Source organism: Phaeobacter sp. HF9A (assembly GCF_011806385.1).
In the GTDB taxonomy this organism is placed as follows: Bacteria; Pseudomonadota; Alphaproteobacteria; order Rhodobacterales; family Rhodobacteraceae; genus Epibacterium.
The window spans coordinates 1-19905 of sequence record NZ_JAATOX010000044.1 but is presented as its reverse complement, the minus strand read 5'-3'; the positions used below and the strand labels follow the sequence as shown (position 1 = coordinate 19905).

The window sequence follows — 19905 nt, the reverse complement described above, 5'->3', positions numbered from 1 at the left end:
GAAACCCGGGCAAATTCAGCCTGCGGAGGGCAGGGAGGCGATTTACAGACGAGGAGAGAGCAGGCGGTTTAGTCGATGATGATCTCATCGGCGCGCGCCAGGCCCAGAACCGAGCGCGCCTGCTGGTCCAGCAGGTCCAGATCAAGATAATCATCAGACAAGCGCCGGGTGAGGTTTTCCATGCCGGCGATTTCCTGGTTCAACCGGTCGAGATCCAGCGCCAGGCTTTCGGCCTCGGCCTGGATCTCGACGCGACGAAACAGACCGAAATCCCCCTGGACAGCCGCAAAGGTAAAATAGGCGCTCAGAAGGAACGCTGCGGCGTAGAACAATAGGGTCCCCAGAGAGGGGGTGGATTTTCGGGTCACGTTGAGCTGCCTGTATGAAATGCTCGGGTCCTTGATGCGCCGGTTTGCCCCGCGTCTGCCCCTTTTATGACACAAGCGATTCTCAGTGTGAATCCCCAAAATGGTTAACTTTGGCCTAGTTTTCCTTGGCGGTCCAAAGCGGCCCCGGGCCGGGAGCCCGGCGCCCATGACAGAGGGGCTACAACGCACGACACCGCAGCCTCAGCGGCCAGGGCGAGCCCCTGCGCAGACCCCCTATTGCGCGTCCTTGATGACCTGTTCGGGTCCGCCCTCCGGCGCTTCGGCAAAAGAAGGAAGTGCCGGGTCCATGTGATCCCAGGAGGGCGCGCGGCTGGAATATACGACCATCTGCGGTGACACGCGTTCGGGATCGTCCAGACTGGACGCGCGTGGAAAGACCATCTCGGGCATTGCCGCGTTCGTGGAATAGAGGGCGCTGCCGCAGTTCGGACAGAAGCCGCGGCGTACCATATTGCCACTGTCGGCCGGGCGATCATAAAATTTCACCTCCCCCTGGACCGAAAATGCGGACATCGGAACCACGATATGCGTGCAATGGCCGGTGCCGCTGGATTTTCGGCAATCGACACAATGACAATGTGCGGACAGCATGGCATCAACCTCGCTCCGCCAGGTCACATTTCCACAAAGACAAGATCCTGTTAGACACGTCGACATATGAATCTCCTTGATTCACTGAATTGTAATATCTAGGAAAACAGACTTGCAAATTGCAAGTCAATAGGAATGATCATGCAGCGATCTGAATGCCCCATTTCGACCACCCTCGATCTCGTTGGGGATCGGTGGACCCTTGTGATCCTGAGGGACATGCTAAATGGAAAAACCCGCTACGCGCAGTTCCTGGACTCGCCGGAGCGGATCACGACGAATGTTCTTGCGGTGCGCCTGAAGCAGATGGAAGCGGACGGGCTGATCCTAAAGACGCCCTATCAACTCAAGCCGCGCCGCTACGAATACGTGCTGACGGAACAGGGCAGGGCGCTTCATGGTGTTCTGAAAGAAATGTGTCGCTGGGCCAATGCCTATTACCCCAAGACTTGGACGCCACCAGAGGACTTCATGACATAAGAAAACCGGCCAGGGCATCCGCGCCCGGCCGGTTTTCAAGGTCTCGCAGGAGATTTAGGCGGCGGATTGGGCGTCGAAATCGCCCAGGTCATCGCCGTAGACCAGCTGCTCCTTCTTGCCGGAGAAGCCCTGAAGCAGGTCACTCAGGCGGCTGGCCTGGGTACGCATGCCCTGGCTGGCGTTATAGCTCTCTTGCACCATGACGGCGTTTTGCTGGGTAACCTTGTCGAGCTGGGCGACGCCGATGTTGATTTCCTTGATCCCGGCGGCCTGCTCGTTGGAGGAGGAGGCGATGGCGGAGACCATGCCGGAAACATTGGTGACGCTTTCGACGATCTCTGCCAGGGTCTCGGCGGTGGCCTGTACCAGACGTTCGCCCTCCTGCACCTGGCTGGAGCTGCTTTCGACCAGTTTCTTGATCTCGCTGGCCGATTGCGCTGCTTTCAGCGCCAGACCGCGCACCTCGGAGGCGACCACGGCAAAGCCGCGACCGGCTTCGCCCGCGCGGGCGGCCTCCACCCCGGCATTGAGCGCCAGAAGGCTGGTTTGGAAGGCGATATCGTCGATCGAGGTGATGATCTGGGTGATCTGGTGGGAATGCTCGGCGATCGAGGCCATGGCCTGACGCGCCTGTTCCATCACCTCGCCGCCCTGTTCGGCGCGACGGCGGCCCTCTTCGACCTCGCGGTCGGCCTGCTGGGCCTGCTGGGCGCTGGATTGCACCGAGGCGGACATTTCTTCCAGCGCGGCGGCGGATTGTTCCAGCGTGGCGGCCTGGGTTTCGGCGCGTTGCGACATTTGATCCGACATGCGCTCCATCTCCGCGGCGTTCTTGCCCACCTCGTTCGAGCTGTTGGTGAGCTGCATCACCAGATCGGACAGGGATTCTGCCAACCCGTTGAAATCGGCGCAGAGCGTGGTGTAGCTGCTGCCGAGCTGCTGCCAGTCTTGCGGCGGGATCATCTGGTTCAGGTCGCCATTCTTCCGCCCGCTCATGGAGGTGCTCAGCACATCAAACAGGGCGACACGCATGTCATTTTCTTCGCGGGCTTTTTGCTCGGCCCGATCTGCTTCGGACAGGCGGTCCCGCAGGTCTTCGAGGTTGCGGGCGATCCGGCCCAGCTCGTCGCCGCGATCCGTGCCGGTGATCTCCTTGTCATAGGCTTGTTCTGACAGGGCCTGAATGCTTTCGGCGGCGGCGGCAACAGGTCGGCTGAGCTGGCGTCCAAAGACCAGCGCGACGATCACCGAAATCACTGCGGCGGCGATGCTGGTGGCAAGCTGGATGATATGGTTGACCCGAAACAGAGTGCTGATTTGCGCATCGACCTCGGCCTTGTCGGCCCCCATGGAATCCTGCAAGCCGTTGACCTCGTCCCGGAGGGCGGCGATCATCGGCTGGATCGTGTCAGAGGTGACGTTCCAAAGGTCATAGCCCGACACGCCTTCGAGCGATTTGAGCTCGCCCTCCAGCGCATCGAGGTTGCCTTTCAGCGCCTGCATCTTGTCGAAGATCTCACGATTTTGCATATGTGCGGGCACGTCGATAAAGCGGGTATCGGCCAGGTCAATCTCGGCGCGAACCTCATCCATATTGCCGCGAAGCCCTGCCAGCCCCTCCTTCTTGCCAAGCGCATAGGAGTAGATGTCGCCAATGCCCTGCTCGATATCCTCTTTCATGTCATCGAGGCTCTTGAGCTGGGTGGAGACCAGCCGTGCGTCCTGGATCGCACGGGTCAGCCGATCAGTCGTGAACCAGGACATCCCCTCGATCGCGAGGAGCATGGCGATAAACGCGCCTGCAAAGATAAAGACTTGGGTACGAATGGAGAAATTACTCATAGCGTTGCCTGACGTAGTCTGTTCTGGGGACATGACCCCATTAAGTCTCCGTAAGACTACTGCAAAATCAGTAAAGAATTCGTTCTTTCCCGTCGCCCATCCCGGGGGATATGTATCATTCCCTTTCGGAATTGCTTTCAATTTTTCCAAAATTGCCAGCGCCGCAGGGACGCTGGCAACCCACCCGAGGCGACGGGTTTACTGGTCTTGATGAAGCGCCGCGACGCCGGGCAGCTCCTTGCCTTCCATCCATTCCAGGAAGGCCCCGCCAGCGGTGGAGATATAGCTGAACGCCTCTGCCGCACCTGCCTGATTGAGCGCAGCCACGGTGTCGCCGCCGCCGGCAACCGAGACCAGCGTGCCCGCCTTGGTGCAGTCGGCGGCCTTCTTGGCGGCGGCATTGGTGGCCATGTCAAAAGGCGCGATCTCAAAGGCGCCGAGCGGGCCATTCCAGATCAGGGTTTTGGAATTTTCAAAGACATGAGCGATCGCAGCAACCGAGGCGGGGCCCGCGTCGAGGATCATCGCATCCGCCGGGCAGGCGTCTGCCGCGACGGTCTGATTGTCCGCACCGGCCTTGAATTCACGCGCAACAACCACATCACTGGGCAGCAGGATGGTGCAGCCCGCGCTTTGCGCTTGGGTCATGATCTCGCGGGCGGTGTCGGTCATTTCGTGTTCGCAGAGCGATTTGCCAACGTCGATGCCCTTGGCGGCCAGAAACGTATTTGCCATGCCGCCGCCGATCACCAGCGTGTCCACCTTGGTGACCAGATTGCCCAGCAGATCCAGCTTGGTCGAGACTTTGGCACCGCCGACAACGGCGGTGACCGGGCGTTGGGGCGCGCCCAGGGCGGCCTCCAGCGCTTTCAGCTCCATTTCCATCAGACGGCCCGCGCAGGCGGGCAGCAGCCGGGCCAGCGCCTCGGTCGAGGCATGCGCGCGGTGGGCGGCGGAGAATGCGTCATTGCAATAGACATCGCCAAGCTTGGCCATCTCGGCGGCGAGGGCGGCGTCGTTCTTCTCCTCGCCGGGCTGGAAGCGGGTGTTTTCCAACAGCAGGATCTGGCCGGGCGCAAGGGCGGCAACGGCGGCCTCGGCGGCGGGGCCGCGGCAATCGGCGACAAACATCACCGGCGCGCCAAAGGCGGCTTCCAGCGCGGGCACCAGCGGTTGCAGTGACATCTCGGGAACCACCTTGCCTTTGGGGCGGCCAAAATGCGCCAGCAGCACAGGGCGCGCGCCTTTGGCCAGGAGGTCAGAGATCGTCGGCACCAGACGCTGAATGCGGGTGTCATCGGTGACCTTGCCGCCCTCGACCGGCACGTTGATATCCACGCGGGTCAGAACGGTTTTGTCCTGAAGGTCCATGTCGTCGAGTGTGTTCCAGCCCATGCTTGGCTCCTCTTTGAAACGGTGGCGCGGAGGCACTGTCCGGCCGGTGCGAAATTGCGGCTCTGGGCCTGTGTGTCCTGCGTTTTGCCATGCCAGTCAATGCCCGTAAGCGCCTGGCGGCCTGTGCATGAGATTGTTCCCTTGGCAAGGGCGGGCCGGGGCCTTAGGTAGATGGCCGAAACGATTTGGACAGGAGGGCCACATGGCCGAGATCAAGGATCCCGAAAACACCATCATCATCGAGCTGAAAGACGGCAATGTGGTGATCGAGCTGTTGCCCGACGTGGCGCCGATGCATTGTGACCGGATGAAGGAGCTGGCCCGCGAAGGTCAGTATGACAACGTCGCCTTTCACCGGGTAATCGACGGCTTCATGGCGCAGACCGGCGACGTGCAGCATGGCGATATGGAAGACGGGTTCAACCTGGGCCGCGCGGGCACCGGCGGTTCCGACAAGAAAGACCTGCCTGCGGAATTCTCCGGCGTGCCCCATGATCGTGGCACCCTGGGCGCGGCGCGCTCTTCGAACCCGAACTCCGCCAACTCGCAGTTCTTCATCAACTTCAGCGACAACCACTTCCTGAACCGTCAATACACCGTCTATGGCCGTGTCATTGAAGGCATGGAACATGTGGATGCCATCACCCGAGGCGAGCCGCCTGCGAACCCGGACCGGATGATCTCGGTCAAGGTGGCCGCGGATGCTTAAGTCGCTCACGGTTCTGGCGCTGCTTGCGGCTGCGCCGGCCTATGCCACCGGTCTGGATATCCAGGTCGAGGGCGAGGCCAATGGCACCATCCATATCGACCTTCTGGACGATGTGGCGCCGAAACATGTCGAGCAGATCACCGCCCTGGCCGAGGAAGGCCAATATGACGGCGTGGTGTTCCACCGGGTGATCGACGGCTTCATGGCGCAGACCGGCGACGTGGAAAACGGCCGCTTGGGCTCTGACATGCGCTATGCGGGCACCGGCGGTTCTGACCGCCCGGATCTGCCGGCGGAGTTTTCCGACCTGCCGTTTGAACGTGGCGTGGTCGGCATGGCGCGCTCGCAGGATCCCGACAGCGCCAATTCGCAGTTCTTCATCATGTTCGAGCCGGGCTATTTCCTGAACGGTCAATATACCGTGGTGGGCAAGGTCACCGAGGGCATGGATGTGGTCGATGCGATCAAACGCGGCCATCCGCGTTCCGGGGCGATGAAAGGCAAGCCGGGTGGGATGACCAAGGGCACCGTGACCGAGTAAACCCTCGGAGCATGGCGCAGGTTGCGACCATGCGCCGGATCAGAAAACCGCCCCGATGCAGGTCGCACCGGGGCGGTTTTGTTTTGACCGGAGCCTGCATCCAAGGCCGCCGCGCCTGCGGTTGCGATAAAACGAAAAACGGCGCCGGAGAATGTCCGGCGCCGCAATCAATCGGCGGGGTTGCCTTCGGCAGAAGGGCGTTTGTTATTTCGCCGGTGCAGCGGCTGCTGGTGCGGCCGGAGCCTTGGAGGCGGCTTTGCCCGGGTTCAAGGGATCGTCCTGACGCTGCACGGAGCCCTCAAAATGGGCGCCGGATTCGATCGCGATGGTCTTGTGGATGATGTCACCCTCAACCCGTGCGGTGGAGGTCAGGCGCACCTTGAGACCGCGCACGCGGCCCACGATACGGCCATTGATCACCACATCATCGGCGGTGACTTCGCCCTTGATGGTCGCGGTCTCGCCGATGGTCAGCAGATGCGCGCGGATGTCACCTTCGACGGTGCCTTCAACCTGGATGTCGCCGGTGGTCTTGAGGTTGCCGGTGATGTGCAGGTCAGAGCTGAGCAGCGATGCCGGCGGCTTGGCCTTGGGCGCGGCGGGCTTGCTGTAATCGCTGGCGCCGGGAGATGCGCCAGCCGCGCCGGAAGACGCCGGACCAGAGGTCGGGGTCGCCGTGGGAGTGTCGGCTTGTTTCGGGCCGGGCTCGTTGATTTTGCTCTTAGAAAACATTTCTCGCAGCCTTGATGTAGATCATGGGGTTGATGGGTTCTCCGTTGACCCGAACCTCATAGTGGAGGTGGGTCCCGGTGGACCGTCCGGTTGTACCCATATCAGCAATATGATCCCCGCGCGAGACCCTTTGACCGACCTCGACGCGGATGTTGGAGTTATGGGCATATCTTGTCTCAATGCCAAAGGCATGCTGGATGGTGACCAGCTTGCCATAGCCGCTGTGCCAGCCCGCCTGGGTGACAACGCCATCGGCGGTGGCAAAGATATCGGTGCCGGTGCTGCCGGCGAAATCGGCCCCCTTGTGCAGGCGACGCCCGCCGGTCTTGGGGTCACGGCGATAGCCAAAGCCGGAGGACTGGCGCACCTGATTGAGGTTCACCGGCACGGCAAAGGGCGCGCGTTGGGCGGCGATCCGATAGAGGTTCAACTGGCTCATTTCATTGAGCAGCGCATTGGCGCGGATCTCATCCGGGCTGGGTTCCTCGCCCCGGGTGGAGAGCGACAGCGGCTGCAAAGGGCCGCCTTCGCCGCTATAGCCCCGGCGCACCTGTTCCAGAATGCGATCCGGCGGCAGCCCGGCGGAGGAGAACATCTTGTTCAGCGGCTCTACCGAGACTTCCATCGCGGCTTCCAGTTGGCGGAAGATCTGATCGTTGCGCTGTGCGGTCAGGCGCAGCTCCAGTTCCAGATCATCCCGTTCGGCCAGCGCCGATTGCGCATCGGATTCGATCTGGTCGCGCTCGGCGGCGGTTTGCGCCAGCGCATCGGTGAGGAACTCCAGCTGTTCGGGCGCGGTGGCCGCGAGGATCTGTTCCGGGCTGTCCGGTTCGGTCTTCTCGCGCAGGTCCAGCACGGTCTGCTTCAGGATCTCGCGTTCGCGGATGGTCTGGCGCAGGTTGGCCTGGATGATGTCGATGCCGGTTTCCAGCTCGCGGCTGTGGGTCTCGGAGGCCAGAAGTTCCGACTGCATGGTGGAGATCTGCTCCAGCGCGGCGTTGAATCGGTCCTGCGCGGCCAGGGCTTCTTCTACGCGGCGATCCCGCTCGGTCGAGAGCGCGTTGAGCCGTTCCTGATAGACCTGCTGATCGCGGCGCGCCTGATCGCGGAAGTTGCCCGATCCGATACTGTCCATCAACACGATGGCCGTGGCGACGATGGACCAGGAGACCAGCAGCGCGACCCCGGTGAGGGCCAGCAATTGCGTTTCCGAGCTCAGGCGGATGAACCGCGTGTCGCTGTCCGACTTCAGAAAGACGCGACGCTCGGGTAAGCGCCGTTCCAGCCCCGCGTGAAGCTTTAGCAATAAACCGTTTCGCAAGATCCGATTATCCTTGTCCCATCGCGGCCCCATCGCGGACAGATGTCCTCCCCGGCCTCGGCGGGTGTGACGATTATTGACCTTAGCCAAAGGGCATAGCCAGACTGTGACCATTCGGCAACCCTCTTCGACAGACTTCGCCGGACCCTGCCGTGATTTCTTGGCCTTGGGCGAAAACCTGCCGATAGGAGCCGGTTTGGCCGGATTTGGCCCCGCCCGCCGGTTCAGCGGGCGTAGGCCGGGGCCTCGCCATCCGCCAGCGGCCAGTAGAAATCGGGCGGCAGCCCGGCGTCGGCGCGCTTTTCCTCGTTGAAGGGCGGCTTCAGCGCGCCGTGGAAATAATGCTGCACCAGCCGGTGAAATTCGGCCTTGGGGTCGAGGTTGTCGCGCCCGCAAAGGAAGTTGAACCATTTGGAGCCATAGGCCACATGGCCAACCTCCTCGGCATAGATCACCTCCAGCGCGTCAATGGCCTGTTGCACACCGGCCTTGCGAAAGAGCGCGATCATGCCGGGGGTGACATCCAGCCCGCGGGCCTCCAGCACCATCGGCACCACCGCGAGGCGGCCCATCAGATCCTCGGCGGTATCCTCGGCGGCGCGCCACATGCCCGCATGGGCCGGCAGGGCGCCGTAATGGCTTCCGAGCGCTTCAAGACAGTCGCACATCAGGTTGAAATGTTTGGATTCTTCATCGGCCGATTTGACCCAGTCGTCAAAAAAGCCAAGCGGCATCGGCACATGGCTGAAGCGGGCGATGATGTCCCAGTGGAGATCCACCGCGTTGAGTTCGATATGCGCCACCGCATGCAGAAGCGCGATCCGCCCCTGCGGCGAGCCGGGTTTGCGTTTGGGCACGTCGCGCGGGTTCAGAAGCTCTGGCCGGGCCGGGCGCGCGGGATGCAGCGGCGGAGTTGCGGTGCCGATGGCAATCTCGGGCGCCTCGCCCGCGCGGGCGGCGCGCCAGGCGGCGGCGTGGCGATGCGAGAGCGCGGTTTTTTCGCGCCCATCCGCAGTGGTCAGCACTTGGGTGGCCATTTCGGCGAGGGTGAGAGGGCTATCGGTCATGGGCTCGTTCTTAATCTGAGGCTCTGGGGCGAGGCGATGGAGGGAGAGGGGATCAGGGGCTCACCAGAGCGAATACGCCCCGGCTCCACCCCTCACCTGATCTGCCCCTGCCAGGGCCGCGCCGGTGCCGCAAGCAAAATAGCCGTCTCCCCGCGGGCGGGGCCCCTCGGCGATTTTTCTTGCGCCGCCGTCCCGTCCCAGGCTGATGGGGGGCAGGTGACGGGCGGCTCCGGAGCGAAAGCGGCCCTGGCGTGTGGGGCGCGGGATCAGAGCGCCTTGACCGCCTCCAGCACCTCTTCGACGTGGCCGGGCACTTTGACCTTGCGCCAGATGCGCGCGATCTTGCCCTCGGCGTCAATCAGGAAGGTGGAGCGTTCAATGCCCATGCTTTTGCGGCCATACATGTTCTTTTCGACCCAGACGCCGTAATCCTCGCAGACGGAGCTTTCGGCATCGGAGAGCAGCGGCACGGTCAGGTTGTGTTTTGCAGCAAATTTATCGTGTTTTGCGACCGTGTCGCGGGAAATGCCAAAAACAGCGGCGCCAGCCTGGGCAAAGGCTTGCAGATGTTCGGAAAATCCGATGGATTCCTTGGTGCAACCCGGCGTATCATCGCGGGGATAGAAAAAAAGCACAACGGCCTGACCCGTCAGGTCGGACAGGGTGACTTCACCGCCGCCATCGCGGGGCAGGGTGAAGGCGGGGGCAAGGTCAGAGGGTTCGAGCATGGGTTGTGTCTCCAGTCAGTATTGCGCGATCGCAGCCGCAGTCGTGTGCCATACATAGATCATGTCAGGCGAAGACAAAGCAGAGATTATTGCCCCGCCGCAAGAGGATTTGCCGCGTTTTGTGACGCCGGCGGATGAGAAAGCGGCCCGGCGGGCGCGGCGCAGGCGGCGATACCGGCGCAGTGGCATCTGGCTCGTCGCGCTGGCGTTGTTCTGTTCGGCGGCGGTGTTTTTGCTGCTGGACAAGCGCATTGACGCCCCGGCCTGGCTGCGGGCGCAGGCCGAAGCGCGTATCGAGGCAGAGCTTGGCGGCTTGCAGATCGAGTTTGGCGAAATCCAGCTGGTGGTGCGCAAGGGCTGGCGACCACGTCTGTCGCTGCGCGATGTTACGCTGTCCTATCCAGACGGCAGCGTGGCGGCGCGGCTGGAAAATGCCCAGGCGACGCTGGCGATGCGCCCCTTGCTGCGCGGTCAGCTCCGGCCCAAGACGATCTATCTCTCGGGGCTGTTTGCCACCTTGCAGCGCGACAGCGGCGGCGCGGTGGCACTGAGTTTTTCCGACGGGGCAACGCCCCTGCGGCAAGCGCGCAACCTGCCAAAGCTGATCGACAGCTGGGACCGGCAGCTGGAACAGCCGATCCTGTCGGCATTGACGAAGGTGGACACGCAGGCGGTGACCCTGCGCTACGAGGATCTGCGCACGGGTCGTGCCTGGACCATGGATGGCGGCTCCATCATGCTGGTGCGAAACGGCAATGCGGTGGATATCGCCGCCGGGTTTTCGGTGCTGAGTGGGCGCGACTATGCCAGCACGGTGGAGGCCAGCTATCGTTCGGATATCGGCGATACGGCGGCGGAATTTTCGGTGATGGTCGATCAGGTGCCGAGCTCCGATATCGCCACCCAGTCCCCGGCCTTTGGCTGGCTCAATGTGCTGCGCGCGCCGATCTCGGGCGCGCTGCGTGGCGCGGTGGACAGCGACGGTGTGCTGCTGCCGCTTTCGGCGAGCCTGAAGATCGACAGCGGCGTGATCCAGCCGAGCGATACGTTGAAACCCATTCCGATCACCGAGGCGCAGAGCTCCTTTACCTTTGATCCGGCCCGGCAGGAGCTGGCGTTTTCCAACCTCTCGGTCGAGAGCGGCTGGGTCAGCGGGCAGATGCAGGGCCGCGCCGAGCTGATCGGGGTGCAAAACGGCCAGCTGACCGAATTGGTGGGCCAGTTGCAGTTCAGCGATTTGCAGGTGAACCCGCTGCGGCTCTATCCTGAGCCGCTGTCGTTTTCCGATGTGCGGGCGGATTTCCAGTTGCAGCTCACGCCGTTCCGGCTGCGGCTGGGGGAGATGCTGGTGCAGCGGGGGCAGACCGATATGCTGCTGAGCGGCAACGTGCGGGGCGGTGCCGAGGGGTGGACCTATGATCTGGTCGGCCATGCCGCAGAGCTGGACGCGGCGACGGTCAAGGCGCTCTGGCCACCATCGGCCCCGCCCAAACCGCGCGCCTGGTTCACCGAGAATGTGCGCGAGGGGGCGATCCATAACGCCCAGGTGGCGCTGCGCAAACGCGATGGGCAGAAGCCCTTTCTTTCGCTGGATCTCGGCTTTGACGAGGCGACGGTGCAATATAACAAGTTCTACCCGCCGCTGCGCCGCGCCGCCGGGCAGCTGAGCATCTATGGCGACCGGCTGGTGGTGACCGCGACGGAGGGCTGGGTGACGCCGGGGCAGGGCGGCGCGGTGGATCTTGCCGGCTCCTCTTTTATCATCCCCGATATTTCGCTGAAGGACGGCAATTCCTTTGGCATCCTGCGCGCCCAGGCCGAGGGCGCGGCGCAGGCGGCGTTGTCGCTTTTGAACCGGGCGCCGCTGCGGATCCTGGACAAGGCGGGCCTGCCGGTTGCGCTTGGCGAGGGGCAATTGCGCGCGACCGCAACCGCCTCTATTCCGATGCGCGACAAGCTGGATATCGCCGAGGTGGAGTATCACTACAGCGGGCATCTGACCGGTGCCCGGAGCGATGTGCTGGTGCCCGGCTACAGCCTGGAGGCGGCGGATCTGCTGGTCTCTGGCGACAACGGTCATGTGCAGATCGCCGGGCCGGGAATGTTCTCCAGGGTGCCGGTTGTGGCGACCTGGCGCATGAGGCTGGGCCAGAAAACACCGGAGCCAAGCCAGGTCGAGGGCGAGATCGAACTCTCTGCCGCGGCGGTCGAGGCGCTGAACCTGGGGCTGCCAAAGGGGATGGTGCGGGGCAAGGGGCAGGCGGCCTTTGAGGTGCTGTTGCCACCGGGAGACCCCGTGCGCCTGAGCTTGCTCAGCGATCTGCGGGGCGTCGGGCTGCGGCTGCCCGAAGTGAGCTGGAGCAAGACCGAGAGCTCCGAGGGCCATCTGTCGCTGACCACGGTGCTGGATGAGACCCCCTCGATTGACGATTTTGAGCTGACCGCGCCGGGATTGTCGGCGCAGGGGCAGATTACATTGGGCGCCAAGGGTGGATTGGAGCGGGCGGCGTTCTCTTCGGTTTCCCTGGCCAATTGGCTGCAAGGGCCGGTGACCCTGACCGGGCGCGGCGCCGCGACGCCTGCGGTTGCCATGACCGGCGGGCGGATCGACCTGCGCCGCGCGCCCTTTAGCGGCAGCGACGGCGCCGGCGGCGGGGGCAGCTCTGGCGGCGGCTCGACGCCGATCACCCTGTCGCTGAATGAATTGCAGGTGACGGATGAGATCGCCCTGTCGCGGTTTCAGGGCCGTTTTGACACCCAGGGCGGTTTCAACGGCTCTTTTACCGGCAATCTCAACACGCTTACCCCGGTCGAAGGGGTGGTGGTGCCACAGGCCGGCGGCATGGCGATGCGGGTGCGTTCAGGCGATGCGGGCGGGGTGTTTCGCTCTGCCGGGGTGATGCGGCATGGCTATGGCGGCGAGTTCGAGATGACCATGGTGCCCTCTCAAACGGCGGGGGAATATAATGGGCAGGTGCGGGTGCGAAATATCCGCATCAAGAAGGCCCCGGCGATCGCGGCGCTGATCAACGCGCTGAGCCTGGTGGGCCTGTTTGACGAGCTGGCCGGGCAGGGGATCCTGTTCACCAGCGTCGAGGCGGATTTCCGGCTCGGCTCGCGCTATCTGACCATCAACAAAAGCTCCGCCGTGGGGCCCTCAATCGGGCTGTCGCTGGATGGGGTCTATGATATGACCAGCAGCCAGATGAATATGCGCGGGGTGTTGTCACCGATTTATCTGGTGAATGCGGTCGGCAGCGTGCTGACCCGCAAGGGCGAAGGATTGTTCGGCTTCTCCTACCGGCTGAAAGGGTCGGCGGATGATCCCAAGGTCACGGTCAACCCGCTGTCGGGTCTGGCGCCGGGCTTCCTGCGCGAGGTCTTTCGCGGGCCGCAGCCGCGTGCGCCCGGGGTGGAGCCGGAGCCGGTACAGACCCCCGCAGATCTCCAGGCCGAGCGCAGGAATCGCAACGAGAACCGCTAGGGCGGCATCCCTCTGCGCAGGGGTCGCGCAGCCCATGGACTTTTGCCCGATGCCAGAGTATCGCGCGCCCTATGAAACTGAGTGATTTTGATTTCGAGCTGCCCGAAGAGCTGATCGCGACCCGCCCGGCGGTGCCGCGTTCCTCGGCGCGGCTGCTGGTGGCCGAGGGGGATCGGATCACCGACGCCCGGGTGACCGATCTTCTGCAATGGCTGCGCCCCGGCGACCGGCTGGTCCTGAACGACACCCGGGTGATCCCGGCGCGGCTCAGCGGCCAGCGCCATCGCGACTCGGCCCAGGGCCCGGTCGCGGCGCGGATCGAGGTCACGCTGCTGGAACCCCAGGCCGATGGCTGCTGGGCGGCGCTGCTGAAACCCTTGAAAAAGATCAAACCGGGCGAGCATATCCGCTTTGGCGACGCGCTTCGTGCCGAGCTGGTGGAGATCGTCGAGGGCCAGGGGCGGCTGCGCTTTGATCTGGAGGGCGAGGCGTTCGAGGCGGCCTTGGCCGAGGTCGGCGCCATGCCCTTGCCGCCCTATATCGCCGCCAAACGCCCGGCGGACGCGCAGGACAAGGATGATTATCAAACCGTCTGGGCGCGCACGGCGGGCGCGGTGGCGGCCCCGACCGCAAGCCTGCATTTCGACCAGCCGCTGCTGGACGCGCTGGCGGCCAAGGGCGTCGGGTTTACCTATGTCACCCTGCATGTGGGCGCCGGCACCTTTTTGCCGGTCAAGGTCGAGGATGTGACCACCCATAAGATGCATGCCGAATGGGGGCAGGTGACGCCCGAAGCCGCAGCCGAGATCGCCACCACCAAGGCCAGCGGCGGGCGGGTGATTCCGGTGGGCACCACCGCCCTGCGCCTGATCGAGAGCGCGGCGCGGGACAGCGGCCATATCGCCCCCTGGGAGGGCGAGACGGATATCTTTATCTACCCGGGATTTACCTTCCGGGTGGCGGATGCGCTGATGACCAATTTCCACCTGCCGAAATCGACCCTGATGATGCTGGTCTCGGCGCTGATGGGGCAGGAGCGCATGCGCGCGGTCTATGCCCATGCGATCACCGAGCGCTATCGGTTCTTTTCCTACGGTGATGCATCGCTGCTGATCCCCGAGGCAACGGGCTGAGGCAAACCGCGGCGCTGCGCCATAAGGTGGCTGTTTACCAATTTCCTATAGGGCAAACGGGTTGACCGGGCGCCAGACTATGGGATGGTCGCCAATAGACACGTCCGAGTCGGGAACGCGGGGGCAGACCGCGTTCACACCGGCGACGATCACATGATACTGCGGGCCTTCACGACGCGGCCCGGACGTCACTTTCCCGGCTTTGGCGCGGGAGCGATGAAATATTGCCACCGCCCAGACGGGCTGGCGGGCTCCTGAACTCTGAGGAGAACACCACATGCTGCAAGTACTGTCGAGCGCCTGGGCGCTGTTGCTGGGCATCGGGCTCTTGATGCTGGGCAACGGGTTGCAAGGCACCCTTCTGGGGGTGCGGGGCAGCATCGAGGGCTATAGCTCCTTTACCATGTCGCTGGTGATGTCGGCCTATTTCGTCGGCCTGATTTTCGGCTCGCGCATGGCGCCGGGCATGATCCGGCGGGTGGGGCATGTGCGGGTCTTTGCGGCGCTGGCCTCGCTGATCTCTGCGGTGATGATCATCTACCCGGCGGTGCCCAATCCGGTCTTGTGGATGGTCGGGCGGCTGCTTGTGGGCTTCTGTTTCTCGGGCGTGTATGTCACCGCCGAAAGCTGGCTCAACAATGCCGCCGACAACGAGAACCGGGGCAAGGCGCTGTCGCTCTATATGATCGTGATGACGCTGGGCCTGATGGCGGCGCAGGGCTTCATCCTGATCGGCGACCCGGCCGGCTATCTGCCCTTCGTGGTCGCCTCGATCGCGGTTTCGGTCTCCTTTGCGCCGATTTTGCTGTCGATCTCGCCGACTCCGGCCTTTGGCACCACCAAGCGGATGACGCTGAAGGAACTGATGGAGGCCTCGCCGCTGGGCTGTGTCGGCATGTTCCTGATCGGCGGCGTGTTCTCGGCGCAGTTCGGCATGGCGGCGGTCTACGCGACCCAGGCTGGGCTGAACCTGAGCGAGATCTCGATCTTCGTGGCGAGCTTCTATGTCGGGGCGCTGGTGATGCAATTCCCGCTGGGCTGGCTCTCGGACCGGATGGAGCGCCGTCTGCTGATCATCTTTGTTGCGGGCATCGCCGGGGCGGCGTCCATCTTTGCGATGATCCTGGGCGGCTCTTTCGTTTTGCTGCTGGCCTCGGCCTTTGTGATCGGCGGCCTGGTCAACCCGCTCTATTCGCTGCTGCTGGCGCATACCAACGACTATCTGGAGCATGATGACATGGCGGCGGCCTCCGGCGGGCTGGTGTTCATCAACGGGCTTGGCGCCTCCACCGGGCCGCTGATCATCGGTTGGATGATGAGCGACGGCATGTTCGGGCCCAGTGGTTTCTTCCTGTTTATGGCGATCCTGCTTGGCGCGATGGTCTGCTATGCGCTCTATCGTTCGACTCAGCGTGCGGGTGTTTCGGTTGATGAAACCGGCACCATGGCGGTGATGAGCCCGACGGCGACCTCGGTTGCGGTGGAGTTTGCGCAGGAATATGCGATCGACACCGAGTTGGAAGAGCAAGAAAACGCCAGTCAGGCGGGCTGATAGCGCTCGCGTGCTCAAATTCCTGCCACCTGTTCACAAAAATGCCGCAGGTGGCAGGAATTGTAACTTAACGTCACTTGTACTGAGGCCGTGAATCAGGCTCACCTAGGGCTGTAATGATTTTGTGACAGCCGGTGGAGAAAGACCAATGGCAGGCCCCGAACAGATACTGGAATTCTGGCTCGATCAGGTAGGAGAGCAAGGCTGGTATCGCCAAGACGACGCCCTGGATCAAGACATCCGCGAGCGGTTTGAAACCACCTGGCGCAAGGCTTGCGAGGGCAGCTATTCGCTCTGGCTGACCTATCCCAGCGGCACCCTTGCCTATATCATCCTGATGGACCAATTTCCGCGCAATATGTTCCGCGGCAGCGCCAAGGCGTTTTCCTCGGATCAGGCGGCGCTGGCGGTGGCCAAGGCGGCGGTGGATCGCAAGTGGGATCTGAAGATTGACGAGCCCGCGCGGCAGTTCTTCTACCTGCCGATGATGCATTCCGAGAGCCTTTGTGATCAGGAACGCTGCGTGCGGCTGATGCATGAACGCATGCCCAAGAGCGGCGGCCCGAACCTGCTGCACGCGCGCGCGCATCGAGAGGTGATCCGCCTGTTTGGCCGCTTCCCCTATCGCAACGAAGCGCTGCATCGCAACAGCACCGCGCCGGAACGCGATTACGTCAACGCAGGCGGCTACGGTGCCACGGTGCAGGACATGATGACCCTCGCCTGATCCGCTTTTTCAGGTGAACAGCGCATTCCTGACCCCGCCGGCCTGGCGGGGTCTTTCTGTTTGCGCCCGATGTGGGGCCGCCCCAAACGTCGTTACACATGCGCCAGCGGCAGCGCGCCGGAGACTTTCATCTGCCTGAGGATGAAATTTGTCGTCGTCGTGCGCACCACCCCAAGCCGCAGAATGTTCTTCATGATGAAGGTCTCAAGGGATTCAGGATCGGTGGCGGCGACTTTCAGGATATAGTCGAAATCCCCGGTGATAGAGGCACATTCCAGCACCTGGTCATTGCGTTCGATGAATTCGCGAAAGGTGGTGATCGAACTCTCGCTGTGGTCAATCAAGGTCACATGCACATAGGCAAAGGCATGAAGCCCCACCTTCTTGCCATCCAAAATCGCCGCATAGCGGGTGATATAGCCCTCCTCCTCCAGCCGTTTCACGCGCCGCCAACAGGGGGAGGGCGACAAACCAACCGCGTCAGACAGCTCCTGGGTGCTGGCGCGACCATTGCGTTGCAAGACCCCCAGGATGAGTTTCTCAAACGCGTCGAGCATGAATTTGCCTCTCTCTTGCTGATTCTAGGTAAGTTTTGCCCAGAATACACCGGTCACCATCAAGAAAGAGATCATTTTTCCCGAATTCCGGCTCACCCTGTCTATAGCCACGGGAGGAAGAGACGTGCCGAAAAATACCAAATACACCGCCAAGCAACCGGATCCTGACGGTCGGATCACCTATACACCGGAGGAAGACGCGGTCTGGCGCGATCTTGTCGCCCAGCAGCAGCCAAATGTGGAGCGGTTCGCCGCTCAGCCGTTCCTGGAGGGGCAGAAAAAGCTGAACCTGCCCGCGGATCGCGTGCCGCAATGTACGGATGTGTCCCGCGCGCTTCTGGCCGCGACCGGCTGGAGGGTGGAGCCGGTGCCCGCGCTGATCGGCTTTGCGCGGTTCTTTGAAATGCTGTCGGAGCGCACATTCCCCGCCGCTTCCTTTATCCGCAGCCGCGAGGATTTCGACTATATCGAAGAGCCTGATATCTTTCACGAGATCTATGGCCATACGCCGCTGCTGACGGATCCGCGCTTTGCCCGGTTTTCCCAGGTGATCGGCGAAACCGGCTGCAGCTGCGCGCCGGCGGATTACGCCTGGCTGATCCGCCTGTACTGGTTCACGGTCGAGTTCGGCCTGATCCGCGAAAACGGCGCCATCAAGGCGCTTGGCTCCGGGCTGGCGTCCTCGCCGGGGGAGCTGCGCCATTCGATCGAAGAGCCCAGCGTGGTGCGCAAACCCTTTGACGTCATTGACATTCTGCGCACGCCCTATCGGATCGACATCAACCAGCCGATCTATTTCGTGCTGGAGGATGTGGAGCAATTGCTGGACGCCGCAACCCGCGATCTGATGCAGGACATCAAACAGGCGCAGGCCCTGGGTCTGCATGCGCCAACCTATCCCCCCTACAAGAAAGTGAGCTGAAGAATGAGCGATTTAGCCTCCTCCTCCTGCGCGGTGTGCGACGGGTTCGGCGCGGTCCTGCCCGCGGATCGCATTGCAGACCTGAAATCGCGGCTGGACCCGGCGTGGACCATCGACGCTGCCAATACCTCCTTGTCGCGCAAGCTGCTGTTCAAGGGCTTTGCCAAAGCGGTCTACACCGCCAATCTGGCCGCCTTCATCAGCGACAAGGAAGGTCATCACGCGGATGTGGCCTTTGGCTGGGGCTACTGCGAGATCACCTTTACCTCGCACGAATTGGGCGGCTTGTCGGAAAACGATTTCATCTGCGCGGCCAAATTCGACGCGGCGATCAGCTGATCCCTGCGCGGCGGGCAGGGCGCCGCCGCGCAAATCTCGTGCGGCCGGTTCCCCATTTGCGGTTGATCGCTGAGATGCAGTTGTTAGGGTCCATAGACGCAGACTGGCAACAGACCGCGGATCCTGAGTGGTCCGGGGCTTCGGTAGTTGCAGGGTTGCGGAAATTAGTTTAACGGTAAACTAGTTTTTTGGATCTTTGTTCATGAGGGAACACAATGGCCGCAGCATCCTATGACGTGATCGTAATCGGCGCAGGCCCCGGCGGATATGTTGCCGCCATTCGGGCAGCGCAACTGGGGCTCAAGACCGCCGTGGTCGAGCGCGAGCATCTGGGTGGCATCTGCCTCAACTGGGGCTGTATCCCGACCAAGGCGCTGTTGCGCTCCTCGGAGGTGTTCCACCTGATGGAACGGGCCAAAGATTTTGGTCTGAAGGCCGACAATATCGGCTATGATCTGGGCGCGGTGGTGAAACGCTCGCGCGGGGTGGCCAAGCAGCTGTCGGCGGGTGTCAAAGGCCTGCTCAAGAAGAACAAGGTCGATGTGATCATGGGCGCGGCCACCATCCCGGCCAAGGGCAAGGTCTCGGTCAAGACCGACAAGGGCACCGAGGAGCTGACCGGCAAAAACATCATCCTCGCCACCGGCGCGCGGGCCCGCGAACTGCCGGGGTTGGAGGCCGATGGCGATCTGGTCTGGACCTATAAACACGCGCTGGATCCCAAGCGCATGCCGAAAAAACTGCTGGTCATCGGCTCCGGCGCGATCGGGATCGAATTTGCCAGCTTCTACAACACGCTGGGCGCCGACACGACGGTGGTCGAGGTGATGGACCGGGTGCTGCCGGTGGAGGACGAGGAAATCTCGAAATTCGCCAAGAAAGCCTTTGAAAAACAAGGCATGAAGATCATGCAAAAGGCCATGGTCAAGCAGCTCGACCGCGCCTCTGGCAAGGTCACCGCCCATATCGAGGTCGGCGGCAAGATCGAGAAACAAGAGTTCGACACGGTGATTTCCGCCGTTGGCATCGTCGGCAATGTCGAAGGGCTGGGACTGGAAGAGCTGGGCGTCAAGATCGACCGCACCCATGTGATCACCGACGAGTTCTGCCGCACGGGCGTCGAGGGGCTCTATGCCATCGGCGATATCGCCGGCGCGCCCTGGCTGGCGCATAAGGCCAGCCACGAGGGCGTGATGGTCGCCGAGCTGATCGCTGGCAAACATGCGCATCCGGTGAAACCTGAAAGCATCGCGGGCTGCACCTATTGTCATCCGCAGGTGGCCTCGGTCGGCTATACCGAAGCCAAGGCCAAGGAGCTGGGCTACAAGGTCAAAGTCGGCCGCTTCCCCTTCATCGGCAATGGCAAGGCGATTGCGCTGGGTGAGCCCGAAGGCAT

The 19905-nt window shown here is 62.7% G+C and carries 19 protein-coding genes; 10 read left to right on the top strand and 9 right to left on the bottom strand.

From position 1 onward, the window contains the following. Positions 1-68 precede the first annotated feature (68 nt). Together HCZ87_RS21015 and HCZ87_RS10025 are read right to left on the bottom strand one after the other, a co-directional pair. Positions 69-368, bottom strand: a complete 300-nt coding sequence (locus HCZ87_RS21015; protein ID WP_167643619.1) for a septum formation initiator family protein — start codon at positions 366-368, stop codon at positions 69-71. A gap of 234 nt (positions 369-602) precedes the next feature. Beyond that, positions 603-980 carry a GFA family protein gene (locus tag HCZ87_RS10025; protein ID WP_217701956.1) on the bottom strand — a complete coding sequence of 126 codons (378 nt, stop codon included), beginning with the start codon at positions 978-980 and terminating at the stop codon, positions 603-605. Between the two features lie 141 nt (positions 981-1121). Here HCZ87_RS10025 and HCZ87_RS10020 point away from each other — a divergent pair, with 141 nt between their 5' ends. Then, positions 1122-1460, top strand: coding sequence for a helix-turn-helix domain-containing protein (locus HCZ87_RS10020; protein WP_217701955.1), 339 nt, complete (start codon positions 1122-1124; stop codon positions 1458-1460). Positions 1461-1514: 54 nt separating this feature from the next. Here the strand turns inward: HCZ87_RS10020 and HCZ87_RS10015 are convergent, their stop codons facing one another. Together HCZ87_RS10015 and pgk are read right to left on the bottom strand one after the other, a co-directional pair. Continuing rightward, entirely contained in the window at positions 1515-3302 is a 1788-nt protein-coding gene (locus tag HCZ87_RS10015; protein ID WP_167643616.1) for a methyl-accepting chemotaxis protein, read from the bottom strand. A gap of 198 nt (positions 3303-3500) precedes the next feature. After that, positions 3501-4697: a phosphoglycerate kinase gene (gene pgk, locus HCZ87_RS10010; protein ID WP_167643615.1), complete on the bottom strand. Its 1197-nt coding sequence runs from the start codon at positions 4695-4697 to the stop codon at positions 3501-3503. A 202-nt stretch (positions 4698-4899) separates the two neighbouring features. Here pgk and HCZ87_RS10005 point away from each other — a divergent pair, with 202 nt between their 5' ends. Both HCZ87_RS10005 and HCZ87_RS10000 read left to right on the top strand, forming a co-directional pair. Continuing rightward, positions 4900-5406 (top strand): peptidylprolyl isomerase, encoded by a 507-nt coding sequence (locus HCZ87_RS10005; RefSeq protein WP_167643614.1) that lies wholly within the window; start codon positions 4900-4902, stop codon positions 5404-5406. Beyond that, positions 5399-5947, top strand: coding sequence for a peptidylprolyl isomerase (locus HCZ87_RS10000; protein ID WP_167643613.1), 549 nt, complete (start codon positions 5399-5401; stop codon positions 5945-5947). The genes HCZ87_RS10005 and HCZ87_RS10000 overlap by 8 nt, the downstream gene beginning before the upstream one ends. A 204-nt stretch (positions 5948-6151) precedes the next feature. Here HCZ87_RS10000 and HCZ87_RS09995 read toward each other — a convergent pair whose 3' ends face one another. The 4 genes from HCZ87_RS09995 to HCZ87_RS09980 form a co-directional block, all read right to left on the bottom strand. Continuing rightward, positions 6152-6679, bottom strand: coding sequence for a polymer-forming cytoskeletal protein (locus tag HCZ87_RS09995; protein ID WP_167643612.1), 528 nt, complete (start codon positions 6677-6679; stop codon positions 6152-6154). Then, complete coding sequence (locus tag HCZ87_RS09990; protein ID WP_167643611.1) at positions 6669-8000, bottom strand: M23 family metallopeptidase; 1332 nt, start codon at positions 7998-8000, stop codon at positions 6669-6671. Before HCZ87_RS09990 ends, HCZ87_RS09995 begins: the two co-directional genes overlap by 11 nt. Positions 8001-8224: 224 nt before the next feature. Further along, positions 8225-9067 (bottom strand): ferritin-like domain-containing protein, encoded by an 843-nt coding sequence (locus HCZ87_RS09985; protein WP_167643610.1) that lies wholly within the window; start codon positions 9065-9067, stop codon positions 8225-8227. Between the two features lie 266 nt (positions 9068-9333). Continuing rightward, a complete protein-coding gene (locus tag HCZ87_RS09980; protein WP_167643609.1) occupies positions 9334-9795 on the bottom strand; it encodes a peroxiredoxin in 462 nt (153 codons plus the stop codon). A gap of 61 nt (positions 9796-9856) precedes the next feature. On the opposite strand from HCZ87_RS09980, the gene HCZ87_RS09975 reads away from it, so the two are divergent. The 4 genes from HCZ87_RS09975 to HCZ87_RS09960 all read left to right on the top strand — a co-directional run bounded on the left by HCZ87_RS09975 (position 9857) and on the right by HCZ87_RS09960 (position 16691). Then, positions 9857-13279 carry an AsmA-like C-terminal region-containing protein gene (locus HCZ87_RS09975; RefSeq protein ID WP_167643608.1) on the top strand — a complete coding sequence of 1141 codons (3423 nt, stop codon included), beginning with the start codon at positions 9857-9859 and terminating at the stop codon, positions 13277-13279. Between the two features lie 71 nt (positions 13280-13350). Further along, the gene (queA, locus tag HCZ87_RS09970) at positions 13351-14412 is read left to right on the top strand and encodes a tRNA preQ1(34) S-adenosylmethionine ribosyltransferase-isomerase QueA (protein ID WP_167643607.1); all 1062 of its coding nucleotides are present in this window, start codon (positions 13351-13353) and stop codon (positions 14410-14412) included. Between the two features lie 277 nt (positions 14413-14689). Continuing rightward, positions 14690-15964 (top strand): MFS transporter, encoded by a 1275-nt coding sequence (locus HCZ87_RS09965; RefSeq protein ID WP_167643606.1) that lies wholly within the window; start codon positions 14690-14692, stop codon positions 15962-15964. 148 nt (positions 15965-16112) lie between these two features. Next, a complete protein-coding gene (locus HCZ87_RS09960; protein ID WP_167643605.1) occupies positions 16113-16691 on the top strand; it encodes a DUF924 family protein in 579 nt (192 codons plus the stop codon). A gap of 92 nt (positions 16692-16783) precedes the next feature. On the opposite strand, the gene HCZ87_RS09955 is transcribed toward HCZ87_RS09960, so the two are convergent. After that, complete coding sequence (locus HCZ87_RS09955; RefSeq protein ID WP_167643604.1) at positions 16784-17248, bottom strand: Lrp/AsnC family transcriptional regulator; 465 nt, start codon at positions 17246-17248, stop codon at positions 16784-16786. A gap of 124 nt (positions 17249-17372) precedes the next feature. Here HCZ87_RS09955 and phhA point away from each other — a divergent pair, with 124 nt between their 5' ends. From phhA to lpdA, 3 genes are all read left to right on the top strand, one after another. Continuing rightward, on the top strand, positions 17373-18170 hold the full coding sequence (phhA, locus tag HCZ87_RS09950) for a phenylalanine 4-monooxygenase (RefSeq protein ID WP_167643603.1): 798 nt from the start codon (positions 17373-17375) through the stop codon (positions 18168-18170). Between the two features lie 3 nt (positions 18171-18173). Continuing rightward, positions 18174-18509, top strand: coding sequence for a 4a-hydroxytetrahydrobiopterin dehydratase (locus tag HCZ87_RS09945; protein WP_167643602.1), 336 nt, complete (start codon positions 18174-18176; stop codon positions 18507-18509). Between the two features lie 215 nt (positions 18510-18724). Next, positions 18725-19905, top strand: a 1181-nt coding sequence (gene lpdA / locus HCZ87_RS09940; protein WP_167643601.1) for a dihydrolipoyl dehydrogenase, incomplete at its 3' end; no start/stop codon positions are given.